A 15,684-nucleotide genomic window follows, 5' to 3' on the forward strand; every position below is an offset into this window, starting at 1 on the left:
CAGGCACGGTCCTGCCCGCCGGTCACGCAGCCGGCGCCAGGAGGCCCTTGGCAGCCCTGTGCTGGTCCAAGTTTAAACGCCTAAAAGAACCGTGCGCGAAGCGGCCTCCCGGCTCTTCCATCTTTCACTCAAGCGAGCCGGGCTGCCCGACGCGCCACCCTCGAACCCTAAAGGCTCGCAGCGCAAGCTGCGGGCCCCAAACCGCTGGCTCTTTGACAGGGATCCATCGACATCCACCCGCCGCGTCATGGCCGGACGCGTTCCGGCCGCCACGTCTTCGGCACCACAACGCTGTCAAGACGTGGATCCCGGCACAAGGCCGGGAACGACGGCGAGAATTCGCTCGGGCTGTCATTGCCGGGCCGTGTAACCGGATCCAGGGGCCCATCAAGGCACGAGGGCGCGAAACCGCCCTTCTCTCACGGCGGCCAGAGAGCGATTGCTCGCGGTCATTCGAAATTTGCTCACTCCCGCTCGACAAGCGCGGCAACCTGAGGAAGATTTGGCCGGGCACAACACCCGGGGAACGCGGACCACATGCGACAGTCAGGACGGGATGGCGGCGGGAACGCGTTCACCGTGGCGGATCGGAACAAGATCAAGTCCTGCATCATGGCCGCCGCCCTGGCGTTCGGCCTTGCCGGATGCGCCAGCCCGAAGGGCGTTCTGCTTCCCGTGGCCGCGACGGTGCCGGGCGCGAGCACGGTCGACATGCTGGTCGCCACGACCCGCATGCGTGCGACGGATCCGCAGGAATTCTATTCGGGCGGCCGTGGGCCGGAACTGTCCTTTGCCGAGTTCAAGGTTTCGATCCCGCCCGCGGCCAACCGCACGGCCGGCGAAGTGCAATGGCCGCAAAGCGTGCCGGGCAACCCCGCCACGGATTTCGTGACCTTGAAGGCGGACATCATCGACCGCAAGCAGGCGACCGCCTGGTTCAACCGCACCGTCCGCACCGTGCCGCAGCGGCGCGTGCTCGTGTTCATCCACGGCTTCAACAACCGCTTCGACGATGCGGTCTTCCGCTTCGCCCAGATCGTGCACGACGCCGGCACGCCCGTGGTGCCGGTGCTGTTCACCTGGCCGTCGCGCGGGAGCGTACTGGCCTATGGGTACGACCGGGAGAGCAATACCTATTCCCGCAACGCCCTCGAGACCACGCTGCGGACCCTGGCGAGCGACCCGGGCGTCGGGGAGATTTCGATCCTCGCGCATTCCATGGGCAACTGGGTGACCCTGGAGGCCCTGCGCCAGATGGCGATCCGCGACGGCCGGGTTGCGCCGAAGATCCGCAACGTGCTGCTCGCCGCTCCCGACGTGGATGTCGACCTGTTCCGCGAGGCGGTGCTCGACATGGGTAAGACCCGCCCGTCCTTCACCCTTTTCGTCTCCCAGGACGACCGGGCCCTGGCGATTTCCCGCCGCATCTGGGGCGATTCGGTGCGGCTCGGCGCCATCGACCCGGACCAGGAGCCCTATCGCGGCGAGTTGGACAAGTCCGGCATCACGGTCCTGAACCTTTCCAAGCTCCGGACCGGCGACCCATTGAACCACTCCAAATTCGCCGAGAGCCCGGAGGTCGTGCGGATCATCGGCCGGGAACTGGCCGAAGGCCAGACCCTGACGGATGCCCGGGTCGGCATCGGCGACAGGATCATTCAGGTCACGGCAGGGGCCGCCGCCGCCGTCGGCACGGCGGCGGGTCTCGCCGTCTCGGCCCCGGTCGCGGTCGTCGACCCGCGGACGCGCGAGAACTTCCAGGGGCAGGTGGAGGGCCTCGGACAGGCCGTCTCGGGAACGCTCACGCCATAGCGTATTCCCGCGCCTCCTCCAAAGAGCGCCCGCTTTCAGTGTTTTCCTGACCGCCCCTCAGGTGTTTCCCGAATTCCGCTTTCTCTGCGGCTCCCTAAGCTCAATCACAAGGGATCGGATCTTGCGCGAGGCGACGTCGGCCAACGGTCGGCGCGGCCCGAAGGCTCCCGCACGCCTGCCCGCCCCGACACGAAGGAGGACACCATGGATCTCCACAACAGCCGCAACATTCACAAATGCGTCGCCGAGGGCATCGGCACGTTCTGGCTTACTTTCGGCGGCTGCGGCAGTGCCGTGATCGCCGCGAGCTTTCCGCAGGTCGGCATCGGCCTGCTCGGCGTCTCGCTCGCCTTCGGCCTGACCGTGCTCACCATGGCCTACGCCATCGGCCACATCTCGGGCTGTCATCTCAACCCGGCCGTGACGGTGGGCCTTGCGGCCGGCGGGCGCTTCCCGAAGCAGGACATCGCGCCTTACATCGTGGCGCAGGTGATCGGGGCCGTGATCGCCGCCTTCGTGCTTTACCTGATCGCCTCCGGGGCTCCGGGATTCGACCTGTCGAAAGGCTTTGCCGCCAACGGCTACGGCGCGCATTCGCCCGGCCAGTACAGCCTGATTTCGGGATTCGTGGCCGAGGTCGTGCTGACGATGATGTTCCTGTTCATCATCATGGGCGCCACCCACGGCAAGGCACCGGTAGGCTTCGCTCCCATCGCCATCGGCCTCGGACTGACGCTGATCCATCTCGTGGGCATTCCGATCACCAACACGTCGGTGAACCCGGCCCGCAGCACCGGCCCTGCCCTCTTCGTCGGCGGCTGGGCGCTGGCGCAGCTCTGGCTGTTCTGGGTGGCGCCGCTCATCGGAGGTGCGCTCGGCGGCGTGCTCTACCGCTGGCTCAGCGAGGAGCCGTCCGAGCAGGTCACCGGCGTCACGCCGCCGGCGCCGGCCGAGTGAGCGCCGCGCCCCGATCCATCCTGAGCCGCATCGCATGAGGACGATGAACCCATGACTTTCGCCGAACCCGACACGACCGAAGCAGTCTCAGCTCGAAGTGACGCTCCGGCTCCGAACATGCTCTGGATTCCAGGCGGCACGTTCCGCATGGGCTCGGACCGGCACTATCCCGAGGAAGCGCCGGTCCATCGCGTGACGGTCGACGGTTTCTGGATCGACCGGACCCCGGTCACCAACCGGGAGTTCCGGCGCTTCGTCGAGGCGACCGGGCATGTGACCGTCGCGGAGCGCAAGCCCGACCCGCGAGATTATCCGGGCGCGCTGCCGGAGGTGCTCAAAGCCGGCTCCCTCGTCTTCACCCCGCCGGACTACCCGGTCTCCATGGAGGACTGGAGCCAGTGGTGGTCCTTCACCTTCGGGGCGAACTGGCGTCGGCCTTACGGACGTGGATCGTCCATCAAGGGCCTCGACGACCATCCGGTGGTGCATGTCGCCTATGCGGATGCCGAGGCCTATGCCGCCTGGGCCGGCAAGAGCCTGCCGACCGAGGCCGAATGGGAATATGCCGCCCGCGGCGGGCTCGACGGGGCGGAATTCGCCTGGGGCGACGAGCTCACGCCGGGCGGTCGCCACATGGCCAATACCTGGCAGGGTGAGTTTCCGTTTCAGAACAAGCGCGAGGACGGCTACGAGCGCACCTCGCCGGTCATGGCCTTTCCGCCGAATGCTTATGGCCTTTACGACCTGATCGGCAACGTCTGGGAATGGACCTCCGACTGGTACGCACAGAAGCATCCGGCCGACGCCCCCAAGGCCTGCTGCATCCCCGAGAACCCGCGCGGCGGGCGCGAAGCCGATAGCTACGATCCCCGCCAGCCGCAGGTCCGCATCCCGCGCCGGGTGCTCAAGGGCGGTTCGCACCTGTGTGCCCCGAACTACTGCCGCCGCTACCGTCCGGCCGCGCGCCACGCGCAGCCGATCGATACGTCGTCGAGCCATATCGGCTTCCGGTGTGTCGTCCGTCAGAGGCAGTAACCGGGAACGCCCACTCTCGAGCGCATAAGACAAGGAAAGGTTTGTGACAGCCCGTACGGGTCCAGCGACATCCCGAAGTGCCAGATTAATGACCTCGCTCGCGGTTGGGCTTATGGCAATCCTGATTGTCCTTGGAATCGCCTGGTACGGCATATTGGTCGAATTGCCGTCACGGCGCACCGAAATGTCGTTCCAGCGCACCTGCATGAGCGCCGACCGGACCTTGATGCCCGTGACCCATGACAATTGGAAGCTCGTGTTCATGGAGCCGCGCATGCAGGGTACGCTGGGTGTGTGGGCAGAACCATTCACTCGGCTGCGTCTGCCCAAGATCTTCAATCTCCGCACGGACCCATACGAGTTCGCCCCGATCACCTCGAACACCCATTACGACTGGATGATCCACAATGCCTTTTCGTCTACGCGGCCCAGGCCGCTGCGGCGAAGTTCGCAGAGACCTTCAAGGACTTCCCGGCCGTCCAGAAACCGAACACGTTCACAATTAACGACGCCTTGGAGAAAATGTCCGAGGGAGTAAGCGGCGACTGAACGAGCCGGCCGGGCGGCAGGATTGCCGCCCGGCAACTCGGCGGATCGAGCAAGCGAGTCGGTGGAATCCGACCGATCCTGGAATGAAGCGGCTGGGGCAACGATCAAGTAGGTTTCATCAAGGCTCGACCAGCTTGTTGCGGATCGCATACCGCACCAGGGTCGCCGTGGAATTGACGTTGACCTTGCGCATGGCCGAGGCCCGGTGGCTTTCCACCGTCTTCAGGTTGAGGCCGAGGATCTGGGCCACTTCCTTGTTGCTGTGGCCTTCGGCGATGAGTTGAACCACACCCCGCTCCCGCGCCGTCAGCGCACCCTCGGTGGCGTGCCCCTGTGACAGGAAAGCGTTCAGAAGGGCCTCGGATATGCGTCCCGTGAAGAACGGCTTGTGCTGCGACAGGGTTTCGACAGCCGCGATGAGAAACTTCCGGGCATCGGATTTCAGCAGGTAGCCGCGAGCCCCGGCTTCGAGCGCCTCGCGCAGCAGCAGTTCGCTTTCATGCATGGTGAAGATCAGGACTTCCGTCTGTGGCCGGATCGCGCGGATCTCCCGCGTCGCGTCCACACCGTTGAGAGAGGGGAGCTGGTAATCGAGAATGGCAACGTCCGGCCTGGTCTCGGCGACCAGCTCGACGGCCTTTCGGCCGTCCTCGGCCTCGGCGACGACATGCCACCCGGATTGGCTGCTCAGAATGGCATTGAGGCCGGAGCGAACCACGTCATGGTCGTCGGCGATCAGGATGCGCGTCATGGCCGGTTGCACCCTCCCCACGTGAATTTTTATAGCCCAAAAGCTCGACGGCGGAATCGGGAGAAACCCTGAAAGCCGCCCGGAAAATTCCCCATATGACCGATAACCACCTTATCCCGCTCGACTTAGGCCTCCAGCGCCATGACCTTTGGCATACAGCGTGGCGCAGACGCCCGGATGATGGTTCCACGCCGACTGGTGCGGATCCGAAGGCTGCCGCCGAACTGACCGAGCCGAATGCGCATGCCTGGAATTCCGACACCCAGGCTCGCGTTCCGTGCGCCCGTCTCTCCCCGACGACCCCGCATTCCACGCCCGTTGTCCGCCACGAACAGAATGACCTGATCGGAGGTCAGGCGCAGGTTGAGGGTGACCTGGGACGCCTTGGCATGGCGGTGGACATTCGCCAATCCCTCCTGAACGATGCGGAACAAGGCGCGCTGGAGATCGACGGACAGCCCGTCGGCGGCCTCGTCGAACCGCAGGATCGTCTGCAGATCTGTCCGTTTCGCGAAACCCTCGGCGAAATCCTGGACCGTGCTCACGAGGCCGTCGCTCTCCAATCTGGGCGGATGAAGCAGATACGTGAAGATCCGCAGTTCCTTCAGGGCCTCCTCGAGCGAACGGTCGATCTCGCCGAGGATGCGGCGTCCGGAGGGAGGCAAGTGGAGGCTTTCGACCTGCATCAGGTTGAGGCTGACGGCTACGAGATGCTGCGCGGTCGAGTCGTGCAATTCAACCGCAATCCGCTCTCGTTCCTCCTCCTGAACGGTCAGCAGGCGTTCCGACAAGACATTGATCTCGGCCCGGACGGCGACAACCTCCGTAATATCCTCGTGCGCGACTACCGTTCGCGACAGCTCCCCGGACACGAACCGGTTCGCGCGCATCTGGAACCAGCGCGGCCGATCTGGACCATCGCACCGGTACACATCACGATAATCCCGCGTCCGTCCTGCAATGACGGCTGCCAGACCGTCGTGGATCTGTCCGACGGCCGGGTCAGCCTGCCGGGCACGAACGCAGACATCGAGATAATTCATGCCAAGGCAGCAAGATGGGCCGGCGTATCCATTGTCCTTGCCGAACCGCCGCCACGCCTCGTTCACGGAAACGATGGTTCCCGTTTCGTCGAGAACCGCAATGTGAGCCGAAAGTGCATCCAGGGAGGCCTGGAGGAACTCCCTTTCCTGCATGATCGAAAGCCTGGCTTGGTATCGTGCCCTGGTCGAACCTGCAGCGGACTTCAAAGCTTCTGGCGAACCGATATTCCTGAGCGCAATGCCGGCCGACGCGGTCCCCATCAGGGCCAGTAGCATCCCCGCATACCAGAGCCATCGGTGGGCCGAGTGGATCGGCCCGTCGATCAGGGCCGCCGGTATCGTCGACAGGACAGTGTAGCCCGTGCTGCCGGACTGCTCGAAGGTGACGAGCCTGCTGCCGCTCTCTCCCTCGACCTCGAAATGCCCAGTCCGAGCACCCCATGCCAGGAGATCGGCCAGTCGGGCGCGCAGGAGCGGCGGCAGCGGCTGATCCGTCCCGTTCCATCTCACCTGCTGCAGGTTGCGGTCCAGGATGAACATCGTCCAACCGGCCGGCGGACTGCTTTCGCGGACGACCTTGCCGAAATATGCCTCCGGCACGGCGAGGGTCAGGATGCGTTCCCGATCCTGCGGAGAACTTGCCAGCCGCAGGCTGAATGCAATGATCCAGTCCCTCGTCAGCGGTGCATAGAGGCGCTCGGAGAGGGATAAGCCGTCTTGCCGGAGCGGTTGAGCAAACTGATCGATGGACGGAAGGAGATCGACGGAAGGCAGGTGCCCCCCGTAGCCGAAAGCCGAACTGAGGATCACGCGCTCACGGTTCCAGAGAACGAAGCGAGACCTGTCGGGACGAGGCGTTGCGAGGAGTTGCCTGTGGAAGGGCGCCAGATCGTCGGCCGCGAGAAGCGGCGATGCCGCAAGCCCTTTCAGGACGCGACCGAGAGCATCGCTCTCGCGCTCAAGCCCCCGGGACACCGCCGCCGACACGGACAGGCCGCGTTGAATGACCTCGTGGCGATCCTGAGCGGCATGCCAGTAGATAACGAAAGCGGCAATGAGGAACGACAGACCGGATGCGAGGGCGGCCGCAAGGACGATCCGGTTACGGGTTCTGGACGATGAGACTCCCAACGCAACACGAGGCTCAACTGCAGTCGCAGCAGACATGTCACCTCCCTCGCAGGGATGGCTCGCCCGTCTGGCCGAGGCGTCTCTTCCGGAACGGAGAGACTTAAGATTTGGCCCCTGAATGCGAAGCGTAGCTCATCACGATGTCTTGCAGGCTCGCGTATTGGTACAGATTCGCCCCACTCGCTCGTGCGTTCACCGAGCATGAGAATAAACATATGTTATAGGCAGGATGAATACCTGATTGGTCCGCTACTCCTTCTGAGATGAGACTAGGACTTCTCTCCCCCTGGGTATCCTCAAATGTTTGAAACACTCTTGCCTTGGAGCTCCTGCAGGGAGGGCCTCGGCGTTGGGGCAGTACTCGCCATAGCGAGCGGAAGCATGCCCCTGTGAGAGATCCTCCCGGCACCGGACGGCCGCCGTGCATCCCGAGCAGGTCAGGCTCATGTCGCGCATCAGCGCTGCATGGATGTGCCTGATATCCTCCGCATCGAGCGAAAGCGCGCTCATGAGGCGCGGGAGCTCCTGCCCCGCCGCAGGGTCCCGCGCGACGAGAATGGGCAGCATGTCCGCCGGCACGCCGATATCGCGGGCCAAGGCGTCTTTCTGCTCCCGGTCGAGGGAATCGAGTTCGTGCGCCCGCTTCCAGTGCGATGCCCACCGATTGATCGCCGTTCCCAGATCCATGACTACCTCCACGCTGCCGGAAAAACTAACCGGGTGCACGGCCTCGACATTGATCCAGCGCAATCTGGCGGCACCTCGGTTCTCCGGGGCATTGCGGCACGGCCGGCCTTTCGGCATACCGTTCGAGCGGGATGGTCGAAGGATGGATTCAAGACATGGAGCCGGGAGCAAGCAGGATCGTCTGCATCGGCGGCGCGGCTGTCGACCGCAAGTACCGCGGCGTGGCGACCATCCGGCCGGGAACGTCCAATCCGGTCGTGTCGGAACGCTCCTTCGGCGGCGTCGCCCGCAATGTCGCGGAGAATATCGCGCGCCTTGGAACCCCGGTGTCCCTGGTCTCGCTCGTCGGCGAAGACGACAACGGCCGCGCGCTGCTCGAAGACCTGAGCCGCATCGGCGTCGACATCCGGCCGGTTGTCCTGTCCGATACGCATGCAACGGCCGAGTATGTGGCCGTGCTCCAGCCCGATGGGGAACTCGCCATCGGGCTTGCCGACATGGCGATCCTCGACGGCATCAGCCCTGCCCTGTTGCACCGAATGCAGCCTGATTTCGGACCGGCCTGGATCTTCGCCGATTGCAACCTGCCATCTGAGACCCTGCACGAACTCATCGACCTCGCCAGGCGACAGGCCCTCATGCTCGCCCTGGACGCGGTCTCGACGCCGAAGGTGGGGCGCCTGCCGCAGGACCTGAGCGGCATCAGCGTGTTCTTCCTCAATCTCGACGAAGCCCGGGCTTATCTCGACCGTCCTGAGATTCCGCCGGAAGCGGCCGCGCAGGCCCTGCTCGCCCTCGGAGCTGAACAGGTTATCCTGACGCTTGGGAGCAAAGGGCTTATCGCGGCGGATCCTTCCGGGATCGTGACGATTGATGCGATCAAGGCCGAAATCGTCGATGCGACCGGCGCGGGAGATGCCCTGATTGCCGCCACCCTCGTGGCTTTGTCGCGCGACGCTTCCCTGGCCGATGCAGCCCGGCTCGGCACCGTCGCGGCGGCCCTGACCGTGGAGAGCCATGTCAGCGTCAGGCCGGACCTGTCCCTCGCCTTGTTGGAGGCCACCTTGTCGCTTAGACAAAGGCCACCTTTTGAACGGGAGCACCCATGAAACACGACATCGCCGTCCGGTTCCTCGACATCGCTCCCGAGGTCCAGACCACGCTCGCCGCAGGCGGAGCAGTCGTCGCCCTCGAATCCACCATCATCACCCATGGGATGCCCCATCCGCAGAACGTCGCCACGGCCCGCGAAGTCGAAGCGGTCGTGCGCGAGAACGGTGCCGTCCCGGCCACGATCGCGATCATCGAAGGGCGCATCAAGATCGGCCTCTCGGACGCGGAACTCGACTGGCTGGGGACGGCCACGGACGTGATGAAGCTGAGCCGCGCCGACCTGCCCTATGCGGTCGCGTCCGGGCGGCACGGGGCGACGACGGTGGCCGCCACGATGATCTGCGCCCATCTGGCCGGCATCCGCGTCTTCGCCACCGGCGGCATCGGCGGCGTCCATCAAGGCGTCGAGGACACGATGGACATATCGGCCGATCTCGACGAACTCGCCCGCACGCCCGTGGCGGTGATCTGCGCCGGCGCCAAGGCCATCCTCGATCTGCCGCGCACCCTCGAATATCTGGAAACCCGTGGCGTGCCGGTGGTCGGCTACCGGACGGATCGTTTTCCGGCCTTCTGGAGCCGGACGAGCGAGCTGTCCGTGCCCCTGCGCCTCGACAGCCCTGACGCAATGGCCGACCTGATCCGCACCAAGGAGGCTCTGGGCCTCGCCGGCGGCGTTCTGGTTGCAAACCCCGTTCCGAGCGCGGACGAGATCCCGGCCGACGAGATGAAGAGCTTCATCGATGCTGCCGTGGCTGAGGCGAAAGCCCGCGGCGTGGTCGGAAAGGCCGTGACCCCCTTCCTGCTGTCGCACCTGTTCGAGAAAACGGCCGGGCGAAGCCTCGCGACCAATATCTCCCTCGTGAAGAACAATGCCGCCCTGGCCGCCCAGCTGACAGTGTCGCTGACGCGCTGAGCATCTCTATTCCTTCTCGCTCCACGCATCCATCGCCTCGAACACGATGGCGTGCCGCCGGGCCAGGGCTTCGATGTCGGTGGAATAGCCGCCGCCGATGACGGCCACGAGAGGGATCTGGCGGCTGCGGGCCTGCTCGACGACGTAATCGTCGCGCCGGCGCAGGCCCTCGTCGGAAAGTGAAAGACGCCCGAGCTTGTCGTCCCGGTGAGGATCGACTCCCGCGTTGAAGAAGACGAGATCCGGCTCGATGGCATCGAGAAGCCGCGGAAGATGCGCCTGCAGGGCCGCGAAATAGGCTCCGTCCTCCATAGCATCGGGCAACCCGATATCGAGATCGCTCGGGATCTTGCGAACCGGATAATTCTTCTCCGCATGCATGGAAAAGGTGAAGAGGTCCGGCTCGTCGCGCAGGCAATCGGCCGTGCCGTCGCCCTGATGCACGTCGAGATCGACGATGAGCGCGTGCCGGATCGCACCCTCGGCATGGAGCGCCTTGGCCGCGATGGCGACATCGTTGAAGACGCAGAAGCCCGCTCCCGTCTCCCGCTGCCCGTGGTGGCTACCGCCGGCCGTGCTGCCCGACAATCCGTTCTGAAGGGCCAATCGGGCGGCAAGCAATGTCCCGCCGGCGGATGCCCGCGCGCGACGGACCACGCTCTCGCTGACGGGCAGGCCGATCCGCCGTTCGATCTCACGAGGAACCGAGCAGGCGAAGACCTGATCGACATAGGCACGGTCGTGCGCCAGCGCGATCAGCTCCGCCGAGGCCTCTTCCGGCCTGACGAAGCCGCCAGGTGCCAGCCCTTTTTCCGCGACGAGTTCGGCGAGGCGCCCGTATTTCCGCATGGGGAAACGGTGGCCGGCGGGCATGACGGCCTGGTAGGCAGGATGAGAAACGATCGGCACCTGCTTCATGGCTCAACCTGTCGGATGAGGCCCGGACTATCGACCGGCGGCAATCGCCTTCTCGGCCAGCCGGACCGTGGATTCCTGCGAGCGCGCCCCACAGATGAACCCGCTCGGGTGACAAAAGACACCGTCGTCGATCCCCGCCGCTTGGGAAAACTCCTCCTCCTGCAAGCCGCGCCATGCCTCGGGCAGAGACAGCCTCTGGCCGAACGAGTTGGGTTCAGGCGGGATCGTGCGGCAATACCAGGCCGTGGCATCCTCGTTCGGGTAGATGATGAACAGCAGGTCGCGCAGATCACCCTCGAAGACGGCCTTCTCCCAGGGCAGCTTGTGATTGAGAACGATGACGCGGGGGTCGCGCGCCTTCCTGGCGGCGGCTAGGACCAGGGACTGCGCTTCGGCCTCCGCGTGAGCCTGCCGGCACGCCCGGATCAGGATATCCCTGGCGAAATCGGCTGCCTCGAGGAAAGCGTCGTCATAGGACTGGTCGCTGGCCCAGGTCGGATTGAAGGCCTCGATGAGAAGCGAGAGGTGGCCCTGGCTGATCGAAGCCACGCCGTTGTCGGCCTGGTCGATGGCGAGGATGAAGCTGGCATCGATGTCCTGCCAGACCGTGTCCAGAAGGTCCTCGTCGATCCCCGGAATGAAGTTCGGCAGGGCGTTGCGCCCGAAATCACGCCAGATCAGGCCGACCGAGCTGTACGGCGTGCCGTCCGGCCGCCGTGGAAGATCCCGCATGTGATGATCGTAGCGCCCGCGCGCGACGTCGTAAGTCCCACCGACGTCGAAGACCAGATCGGCCGTCTCGATGAGGGCGGCATCGCGGGTTCGCGCAAACTCGAAAGGCCCCAGAGCCTCCCGTAGGATGGAGAAGGCGAAGACATCGTCGGCATGAAACGTGCCGCTATGGGTTACAACCTTCATGCCCTTCGTACCGGCCACATTCGGCCACTCCTGAACCGTATTGTATCGTTATCCGCGATACCAGAGCTACTCGAAGAACATAAGCACCTGCAATCACATCCTTTGTGCTGATTGTCATATAGCCTGAATAACCCGCCCGACCTCGCTTGACCTTCCCATCGTGGCAAGGCTTAGACCCCTCAGGAGCCTGGGAGAAAGGATCCTGACCATGTATCGTTTTCACGTTCCCGACATGAATTGCGGCGGCTGCCTGAGAAGCGTCAGGCAGGCGATTCAAAGGATCGACCCGCAGGCCCTAGTCGAGGGCGATCTGGAAACCCGTATCGTCACGGTCTCTTCTCACCAGGGTGAAGCGCTGCTCCTGTCGGCCTTGGACATGGCTGGTTTTCCGGCTCACCTCCTGTCGCAGCACGAGGCTTGAGGCCGAACGCCCCGCGCGTCTGCTGCCGTTTTCGAGAGAAACAACGATGAAGATCCAATCCCTTGTCCTGACCCTTGCCCTGTCCGCCCTTCCCGCCTTCGCCCAGGCGCAGACGATGCATGGCGGTCATTCCGGCCACTCTACTCCGACCCAGGCGCCTCGGACGGCGGAGACGCCTGCCACGCAGGGTTACCGTCAGGCCAACGAGACGATGCACCGGAACATGGATATCGCCTTCAGCGGCGACCCGGACGTGGATTTCGTGCGCGGCATGATCCCCCACCACCAGGGCGCCATCGACATGGCGAAGGTGGCCCTCCAGCACGGCAAGGACGAGCAGGTCCGCAAATGGGCCGCCGACGTGATCAGGGAACAGGAGCGGGAAATCGCCGAGATGAAGGACTGGCTGAAGAAGAAGGGCGTCGAGTAATCGGGAATCGCCGCGTTCGTGGCTGGGCCAACCTGCGGCCTTTTTCATGTCGCTTCATGTGCAGAACGTCTGCCACGAACGTGCAGGGTCGAGCGTTTACGGGTATCCCTTGCGGGCGAATGGAAAGGAAGAATCATGTTCACGCTCACCATCAGCGACAAACCTGTTGCCATCACCAATGCCGATGAGGACGAAGCCCGCGAGCTCCTGATGAGCGAGGACTTCAAGGACGATCTCAAGGTTCTGGAGAGCGAGGGCGCCCCCTTGTGGGACGGTTTCGCGACCCTCAGCGTCCGGGCTGCGACGGAAGAGGAAAAGAACGAGTTCGAGAACGCCGATTTCGACGACGATGAAGATGATGACGATGGGGAAGAGGGTCCCTACATCATGTTCCTTGTCGACGTGACCGATCCCGACGAGGTGGAAGAAGAGTCCTGAGCGGCTTTATCCTGAGCCGGCTCGATCCGTAAGCCGAAGACGAGGGCGGGCCCGTTCCATGGACCCGCCCTTTGCGCATAGGAACCCGTCGAAACCGGAACCGTTGGCCCGAAATGAGTTGGCTTGTTCAACCCCGTCTCGTGAACGATCCTTTCAGCGATCCTGGACTTTACCTCGATTTCCGGTACGGCCGTCGGGCCATTCTCTTCGACCTTGGCGACGTGAGCGCGCTCTCATCCCGCGAATTGCTGCGGGTGAGCCACGTCTTCGTCTCGCACACCCATGTGGACCACATGGCCGGCTTCGACCGGCTGTTCCGGCTGTGCCTTCATCGCCCCCTTCCTTTGACCCTCGTCGGCCCACCGGGCTTTGCCGCGCAGATTGAGCACCGGATCCGAGGCTTCACCTGGAACCTCCTGGACGAGAACTCGGTCGATTTCTGCGTGAAGGTCATGGATTACGACGGCACCGTCCTGACGAAGGCGGCAGAGTTTCATGCGCGCGAAGCCTTTGCACGGCGCGAGATCGAACCGCCCAAATTTCCGCAGGGCGTTGTCTGGATGGAGGACGAGTTCAGGATCGAGGCCGTGGCCCTGGATCATGGGATACCCTCCCTCGCCTTCGCCCTGAGGGAAGTTCTCCAGGTGAATGTGTGGCGGGGGGCGCTGGACGAGCTGGACTTGCCGCCCGGACCATGGCTCAACGAGGCCAAGCGAGCGCTTCGCCTTGGCATGCCCGACGATCATCCCGTTGCAGTTCCAGACGGGAAAAGCATCCGCCTCGGCGCTCTGAAGGATCGCGCCTTGCGCATCGCTCCCGGACAGGCGGTCGCCTACGTGACGGATGCCGCACCCAGTCCGGAGAACCGCGCCCAAATCCTTCAACTCGCCTGCCACGCAGACCAACTCTTCATCGAAGCCGTCTTCCTGGAACGCGATCGTGAACTGGCCGTTGCGTCGCTCCATTTGACGGCCTGGGAGGCCGGGTCCATCGCCCGCGAGGCCGGGGTCCGATACGTCACGCCCTTCCACCATTCGGCGCGCTACCTGTCGGAGCCGGATGCCCTTCGAGAAGAGGTGTTCGAGAGCTTTCGTGCCGACGATCAAAAGGCGATGTCCGCCTGAGTTCTATTGGGACTGGAAGACGACCTCCTGAATGTGCCGCGAATCGGGCCTGCGGCTGGAGCTGAACCGGATCACGCGATAGCCGCACGACTTCAGGACCTTGTCGCGCTGCGCGTCCTTCCGGGCATCGTGGGAGCGGTCATCGAGTTCGACGATGGCAATCACCTCCAAATCCTGAACGATCACCCAATCGACCCGCGTGTTCGAGATTTTCTTGAAGGCGATCCAGAAGGCGCGGCTGCCTTCCTTGGCATCGGGCCGCACGAGCGCCAGGATCGGAACCTGGGGCCAGATCTGGCAATCGGGGCAGGCCGCAAGGAGGCGCTCGTAAAACTCCCTCTCGTTGTCCGTCATGATCGTGTGGCGCCGGTAGCGGGGCTTGCGGGTCCAGAAGAGAACCAGAACGAACAGGATGCCGAGTAGCCCGACGCCGGCGAGCCACGACCATGAGAGGTTTTCGATCATCATCACAAGCTGCCCCTGCCCTGCGCTCACTTTCATGTGAACGGCCGGACTTACCATTACCTTCGAAGCATAGCAGCTACCATGAAACCGACCTGGATGGTCCTGCGTCTTCTTATTGTCGAGTTAAGAATGCCGGGAGAGCACCATGGACCTCAGCCGCCGAACCTTCATGCTCGGAGCCGCTGCCGCCGGCGCCGCTCTGCCGATCAAGGGCGCCTTCGCTCAGTCGATGCGGGAAGCATCTGCGTATCAGCGTATGTATGGGCCTATCGACGACGATCTTTTCCCGGTTCCGGGTGTCCCATTGTCCAGGATCAATTCAGCCTTCCTGCGGCGCGTGGTCGAGTATGAGACAGCGGAGGCGCCCGGGACCATCGTGATCGATCCCCGGTCGCGCTATCTCTATCTCGTCATGCGCGACGGCATGGCCGTTCGCTACGGGGTCGGGGTCGGCCGGTCGGGGTTCAGCTGGTCCGGCACCGCCACCATCCGGGACAAGCAGGAATGGCCGGACTGGTATCCGCCGAAGGAGATGTTCGGACGGCAGCCTGAGCTCATGGACCAGATGGGTGAGTTGCCGGGCGGCCCCGGCATGCCCGGCGGACCCGGCAATCCTCTCGGGGCCCGCGCCCTCTATCTCTGGCAGGGCAACAAGGATACGCTCTATCGCATCCACGGTACGTTCGAACCCTGGACCATCGGCACCAATGTTTCGTCCGGGTGCATCCGCATGATCAACCAGGATGTGATCGACCTCTACAACCACACGCCGACCGGAACGAAGGTAGTCGTCCTGTCGTCACCGTCGAACCGCCCGAAGCGAAATCAGACCGCTGCCTCGGTCTATTAAGCGAAAAGGTACGGTTTGCGCCTATTTTTGCCATGGTTAACGGCCACACGTCGCTCAAGGGACGCGGGAACCAACAACCATGGCGCGAATTTTCGCCCGATCCGAGCGGTCGGATGGCGGATGCAG

At 64.1% G+C, this 15,684-nt stretch carries 16 protein-coding genes; 10 read left to right on the forward strand and 6 right to left on the reverse strand.

Annotated features, from left to right (window positions below; genetic code table 11):
* Positions 1 to 612 precede the first annotated feature (612 nt).
* The 3 genes from AB4097_RS18905 to AB4097_RS18915 all read left to right on the forward strand — a co-directional run bounded on the left by AB4097_RS18905 (position 613) and on the right by AB4097_RS18915 (position 3,804).
* Positions 613 to 1,812: an alpha/beta hydrolase gene (locus AB4097_RS18905; RefSeq protein ID WP_442042426.1), complete on the forward strand. Its 1,200-nt coding sequence runs from the start codon at positions 613 to 615 to the stop codon at positions 1,810 to 1,812.
* Positions 1,813 to 2,016: 204 nt separating this feature from the next.
* Entirely contained in the window at positions 2,017 to 2,769 is a 753-nt protein-coding gene (aqpZ, locus tag AB4097_RS18910) for an aquaporin Z (RefSeq protein ID WP_442042376.1), read from the forward strand.
* Positions 2,770 to 2,886: 117 nt separating this feature from the next.
* On the forward strand, positions 2,887 to 3,804 hold the full coding sequence (locus tag AB4097_RS18915; protein ID WP_442042428.1) for a formylglycine-generating enzyme family protein: 918 nt from the start codon (positions 2,887 to 2,889) through the stop codon (positions 3,802 to 3,804).
* Positions 3,805 to 4,471: 667 nt separating this feature from the next.
* On the opposite strand, the gene AB4097_RS18920 is transcribed toward AB4097_RS18915, so the two are convergent.
* The 3 genes from AB4097_RS18920 to AB4097_RS18930 all read right to left on the reverse strand — a co-directional run bounded on the left by AB4097_RS18920 (position 4,472) and on the right by AB4097_RS18930 (position 7,965).
* Positions 4,472 to 5,104, reverse strand: a complete 633-nt coding sequence (locus tag AB4097_RS18920; RefSeq protein WP_442042378.1) for a response regulator — start codon at positions 5,102 to 5,104, stop codon at positions 4,472 to 4,474.
* Positions 5,105 to 5,229: 125 nt separating this feature from the next.
* Positions 5,230 to 7,314 carry a histidine kinase gene (locus AB4097_RS18925; RefSeq protein ID WP_442042380.1) on the reverse strand — a complete coding sequence of 695 codons (2,085 nt, stop codon included), beginning with the start codon at positions 7,312 to 7,314 and terminating at the stop codon, positions 5,230 to 5,232.
* Positions 7,315 to 7,527: 213 nt separating this feature from the next.
* A complete protein-coding gene (locus AB4097_RS18930) occupies positions 7,528 to 7,965 on the reverse strand; it encodes a DUF6455 family protein (RefSeq protein ID WP_442042382.1) in 438 nt (145 codons plus the stop codon).
* Positions 7,966 to 8,120: 155 nt separating this feature from the next.
* Between AB4097_RS18930 and AB4097_RS18935 the strand changes: the two genes are divergently transcribed.
* On the forward strand, positions 8,121 to 9,074 hold the full coding sequence (locus AB4097_RS18935; protein ID WP_442042384.1) for a carbohydrate kinase family protein: 954 nt from the start codon (positions 8,121 to 8,123) through the stop codon (positions 9,072 to 9,074).
* Positions 9,071 to 9,994 (forward strand): pseudouridine-5'-phosphate glycosidase, encoded by a 924-nt coding sequence (locus AB4097_RS18940; RefSeq protein WP_442042386.1) that lies wholly within the window; start codon positions 9,071 to 9,073, stop codon positions 9,992 to 9,994. The genes AB4097_RS18935 and AB4097_RS18940 overlap by 4 nt, the downstream gene beginning before the upstream one ends.
* A 6-nt stretch (positions 9,995 to 10,000) precedes the next feature.
* On the opposite strand, the gene AB4097_RS18945 is transcribed toward AB4097_RS18940, so the two are convergent.
* Positions 10,001 to 10,912, reverse strand: coding sequence for a histone deacetylase family protein (locus AB4097_RS18945; protein ID WP_442042388.1), 912 nt, complete (start codon positions 10,910 to 10,912; stop codon positions 10,001 to 10,003).
* 27 nt (positions 10,913 to 10,939) lie between these two features.
* Positions 10,940 to 11,848, reverse strand: coding sequence for an MYG1 family protein (locus tag AB4097_RS18950; RefSeq protein WP_442042390.1), 909 nt, complete (start codon positions 11,846 to 11,848; stop codon positions 10,940 to 10,942).
* Positions 11,849 to 12,038: 190 nt separating this feature from the next.
* Here AB4097_RS18950 and AB4097_RS18955 point away from each other — a divergent pair, with 190 nt between their 5' ends.
* The 4 genes from AB4097_RS18955 (at position 12,039) to AB4097_RS18970 (ending at position 14,243) form a co-directional block, all read left to right on the forward strand.
* Positions 12,039 to 12,251: a heavy-metal-associated domain-containing protein gene (locus tag AB4097_RS18955; protein ID WP_442042392.1), complete on the forward strand. Its 213-nt coding sequence runs from the start codon at positions 12,039 to 12,041 to the stop codon at positions 12,249 to 12,251.
* Between the two features lie 46 nt (positions 12,252 to 12,297).
* Positions 12,298 to 12,681 (forward strand): CopM family metallochaperone, encoded by a 384-nt coding sequence (gene copM, locus AB4097_RS18960; protein ID WP_442042394.1) that lies wholly within the window; start codon positions 12,298 to 12,300, stop codon positions 12,679 to 12,681.
* Positions 12,682 to 12,816: 135 nt separating this feature from the next.
* Positions 12,817 to 13,119 (forward strand): hypothetical protein, encoded by a 303-nt coding sequence (locus tag AB4097_RS18965; RefSeq protein WP_442042396.1) that lies wholly within the window; start codon positions 12,817 to 12,819, stop codon positions 13,117 to 13,119.
* A 113-nt stretch (positions 13,120 to 13,232) separates the two neighbouring features.
* A complete protein-coding gene (locus AB4097_RS18970; RefSeq protein ID WP_442042398.1) occupies positions 13,233 to 14,243 on the forward strand; it encodes a ribonuclease Z in 1,011 nt (336 codons plus the stop codon).
* Positions 14,244 to 14,246: 3 nt separating this feature from the next.
* On the opposite strand, the gene AB4097_RS18975 is transcribed toward AB4097_RS18970, so the two are convergent.
* Positions 14,247 to 14,711, reverse strand: coding sequence for a DUF2726 domain-containing protein (locus tag AB4097_RS18975; protein WP_442042400.1), 465 nt, complete (start codon positions 14,709 to 14,711; stop codon positions 14,247 to 14,249).
* Between the two features lie 142 nt (positions 14,712 to 14,853).
* On the opposite strand from AB4097_RS18975, the gene AB4097_RS18980 reads away from it, so the two are divergent.
* On the forward strand, positions 14,854 to 15,558 hold the full coding sequence (locus AB4097_RS18980) for a L,D-transpeptidase (protein ID WP_442042402.1): 705 nt from the start codon (positions 14,854 to 14,856) through the stop codon (positions 15,556 to 15,558).
* Positions 15,559 to 15,684 lie beyond the last annotated feature (126 nt).

Source organism: Microvirga sp. 2MCAF35 (genome assembly GCF_052115545.1).
Classification (GTDB): domain Bacteria; phylum Pseudomonadota; class Alphaproteobacteria; order Rhizobiales; family Beijerinckiaceae; genus Microvirga.

Coding starts and splice junctions, on each gene's coding strand:
- AB4097_RS18955 (WP_442042392.1), top strand. CDS start 12,039: ATGTATCGTTTTCACGTTCCCGACATGAATTGCGGCGGCTGCCTGAGA.
- aqpZ (WP_442042376.1), top strand. CDS start 2,017: ATGGATCTCCACAACAGCCGCAACATTCACAAATGCGTCGCCGAGGGC.
- AB4097_RS18965 (WP_442042396.1), top strand. CDS start 12,817: ATGTTCACGCTCACCATCAGCGACAAACCTGTTGCCATCACCAATGCC.
- AB4097_RS18945 (WP_442042388.1), bottom strand. CDS start 10,912: ATGAAGCAGGTGCCGATCGTTTCTCATCCTGCCTACCAGGCCGTCATG.
- AB4097_RS18940 (WP_442042386.1), top strand. CDS start 9,071: ATGAAACACGACATCGCCGTCCGGTTCCTCGACATCGCTCCCGAGGTC.
- AB4097_RS18925 (WP_442042380.1), bottom strand. CDS start 7,314: ATGTCTGCTGCGACTGCAGTTGAGCCTCGTGTTGCGTTGGGAGTCTCA.
- AB4097_RS18935 (WP_442042384.1), top strand. CDS start 8,121: ATGGAGCCGGGAGCAAGCAGGATCGTCTGCATCGGCGGCGCGGCTGTC.
- AB4097_RS18915 (WP_442042428.1), top strand. CDS start 2,887: ATGCTCTGGATTCCAGGCGGCACGTTCCGCATGGGCTCGGACCGGCAC.
- AB4097_RS18920 (WP_442042378.1), bottom strand. CDS start 5,104: ATGACGCGCATCCTGATCGCCGACGACCATGACGTGGTTCGCTCCGGC.
- copM (WP_442042394.1), top strand. CDS start 12,298: ATGAAGATCCAATCCCTTGTCCTGACCCTTGCCCTGTCCGCCCTTCCC.
- AB4097_RS18975 (WP_442042400.1), bottom strand. CDS start 14,711: ATGATGATCGAAAACCTCTCATGGTCGTGGCTCGCCGGCGTCGGGCTA.
- AB4097_RS18930 (WP_442042382.1), bottom strand. CDS start 7,965: ATGGATCTGGGAACGGCGATCAATCGGTGGGCATCGCACTGGAAGCGG.
- AB4097_RS18980 (WP_442042402.1), top strand. CDS start 14,854: ATGGACCTCAGCCGCCGAACCTTCATGCTCGGAGCCGCTGCCGCCGGC.
- AB4097_RS18905 (WP_442042426.1), top strand. CDS start 613: ATGGCCGCCGCCCTGGCGTTCGGCCTTGCCGGATGCGCCAGCCCGAAG.
- AB4097_RS18970 (WP_442042398.1), top strand. CDS start 13,233: ATGAGTTGGCTTGTTCAACCCCGTCTCGTGAACGATCCTTTCAGCGAT.